The sequence below is a fragment of the Candidatus Symbiothrix dinenymphae genome (assembly GCF_001431085.1).
This window is the reverse complement of the sequence record NZ_BBRU01000289.1, coordinates 1-540: the sequence shown is the minus strand read 5'-3', so window position 1 is coordinate 540 and position 540 is coordinate 1. Positions and strand designations below refer to the sequence as shown.

Here is a 540-nt window from a genome sequence, read left to right as displayed (position 1 = left end):
CCGCCGCGATTACACCCAAGCCGGTTACGCTCACAGGTTTTTCAGTCGATAGCAGAACTTACGATGGCACTACGAACGCTACCTTTAGCGGTACGGGCAATGTCGTTGGCATAGTTGAGGATGTCGGCGATGTGGTAACTGTGGAAAAAGGCACAGCGGCTTTTGCCGATAAAAATGCAGGACCGGACAAACCGGTCATATTTGACGGCTTCGCGCTCGCCGGTGCGCACAAAGATAATTACGAATTGGCAGCACAGCCTGTCGCTACGGCAACAATCACCCCTTTGCCTGTCGTGGTCACGCCGAACGATAATCTGAGTAAAACTTACAACACCGCCGACCCGCCGCTGACTTACACTTACAGTCCGGATCTGCTCGATGAGGAGGACCATTTTAGCGGCGTGCTCTCCCGCACCTCCAACGAAAAACCGGGGACGTATCCCATCAATCAAGGCTCACTGACTGCCGGCGGCAACTACGCTATCAGCATTGCAAATAAAGTCTTCACCATCATCCCGAAGAGCATTACCGCTTCAACGG

General features: G+C 53.3%; 1 protein-coding gene. It reads left to right on the top strand.

Annotated features, from left to right (window positions below):
• Nucleotides 1-540, top strand: a 540-nt coding sequence (locus ASC50_RS03665; protein ID WP_158648380.1) for a YDG domain-containing protein, incomplete at both ends; no start/stop codon positions are given.